Origin of the sequence: Prosthecobacter gellanilyticus (assembly GCF_007992435.1) — a bacterium.
Taxonomy (GTDB): domain Bacteria; phylum Verrucomicrobiota; class Verrucomicrobiia; order Verrucomicrobiales; family Verrucomicrobiaceae; genus Prosthecobacter; species Prosthecobacter gellanilyticus.
In genome coordinates this window covers 1-1,857 of sequence record NZ_BKAG01000116.1, presented here as the reverse complement: position 1 = coordinate 1,857, position 1,857 = coordinate 1, and the positions used below count along the sequence as shown (strand labels likewise).

Here is a 1,857-nt window from a genome sequence, read left to right as displayed (position 1 = left end):
TTCAGTCCGCAGCAGGTCAATATCTCGCTGCGGACATTGTCCTCGCCCCAGCACTTCAAGCCGAAGACGGGTGATGGATACACCATATAAGGGGAGGTGACTCCTCCCTTGTTCATGCGTTCGAGGTGCTGCGGACTAAAGTCCGCGCTCCTTGGATCGTGAGGACTCCAACATGCGTGTGCGTGAAGAGATCAAAGACCAGAGATCACTCTGCGCCACTCACAACCTCACCGCGGAATCTCGTTCAGCGTGTAATAACCCACCGTGTGAAGCAGCGGCTGCTTCTGCGCATTGCGCACACCATCCAGATGCAGCTCATGGATGTGCCCCTTCGTGAGCGGAGAGATGGTTAGGCGCACGGACTTGCCATCAGCGGCCACCTTCGCTTCCGTGATCTTCGGCAGCACTTCCTGCACTTCATCGCCGCCGTATTGCTCGCGGTAGGCATAGGTGAACTCGCGCATGGAATAACTCTTCACATCGCCAGCAGTCGCGGGGTCCAGGGGCTGTGTGAAGGTGAGCTCGAAGCCGTCATTCTTCGCGCGCATCTCATGCACTTCGAAGGGCACCTTGCCGGTCCATTCACATTTCTCAAAGCAGTAAGGCTTGCCACCACGAGCGCCCCAGCCGCGATCACTGCCGCCCACAAACACGCGGCCCTCTTCATCCATGCGTCCGCCGATAAGGCCGCTCAGGAAACCACTGCGGAAAGGGATCACCACGCCCTGCTTGATGCCATTCACGGTCTCCAGAAACACGCGGCTCAGATTGCTGTGAGACTGATCCGCCACGAAGAGCTGCTTCTCAAACGGGCCGAACTTTCCAGCGCTCGTATCGCAGATGATCGCGGAGGCGGAGTTGCCGATTTTTCCGTGTACCAGATACACCGCCGGAGGCAGCAGTTGCTTGATGCGCTCACGCTCCTTCACCATGCGGTCAGGGTCGCCACCAGGACGAGCCTCACCACGATCACGATCTCCTTGGAAAGCCTCGGGAAGAGGATCGATCGGGCGCGGTCCCATGTTCGGAGCCTGGTCATACCAGATGTTCCCCGCAGGATGTCCCTGGAAGCTACCGGGCACCAGATGCTGCAGCGTGCATGAGCCATGCCACGGCCCCTGGTTGTCACAGTAGTAGACCTCGCCATCGGCATCGAATCCCATGCCACCAGGGCTGCGAATGCCGCTGCAGGTCGGCACCATCTTGCCATCCGGCTTGATGCGCAGCGCCCAGCCGCGGAAGGGCACATTGCTGTTGAAGGAACCCGTGAGGCAAAGGGTCACCCAGAGATCCCCCGCTTTGTCAAAGCGCGAACCAATAGCGTATTCATGGTAGTCGCCCGAGACGCCCCAGGAGTCGTTCACGTTGTCAAAGACATCAGCGCGGCCATCACCATCCGTGTCCTTGAGACGGGTGATCTCATAGCGCGTGGTGGCATAGATGTTCTTGTCTTTCGGATTGTAGGCGATGCCCAGCACCTCATGCAGGCCGCTGGCAAAGAGCTTGTAACTCACCGCGGAGGGATCGCTGCTGCCTGCGCCACTGACGATCCAGATCTCACCACGACGCGTGCCCATGACCAGCTTGCCGTCCGGCAGCAGATCGATTGAGCCGACCTCCATCGCCGTCTCCTTCGGGGTCTCAAAGGTGGTGATCTTGTAGAAATCAGCCTCCGTGGGGTCGGCGGCGAGAGCCAGCGGAGCACTGAGAGCGGCAAGCAGGGAGAAAAGACGGTTCATTCGAGGGCGAAGAAGATCGGTCACAGGAGGGTGATCCTTTCGGGGAAAGCGGTGCGGGGTCAAGCCCATGATCCCAAGGAGCGTGGACTTCGCAGGACCCGAGGAGCGCGGACTAAAG

1 protein-coding gene is annotated in these 1,857 nt (G+C 59.6%); it reads right to left on the bottom strand.

Going from position 1 to position 1,857, the window contains the following annotated elements; translation table 11 throughout:
* Nucleotides 1-227: 227 nt before the first annotated feature.
* On the bottom strand, nt 228-1,739 hold the full coding sequence (locus BGE01nite_RS28710; protein ID WP_146856384.1) for a DUF7133 domain-containing protein: 1,512 nt from the start codon (nt 1,737-1,739) through the stop codon (nt 228-230).
* Nucleotides 1,740-1,857: the final 118 nt, after the last annotated feature.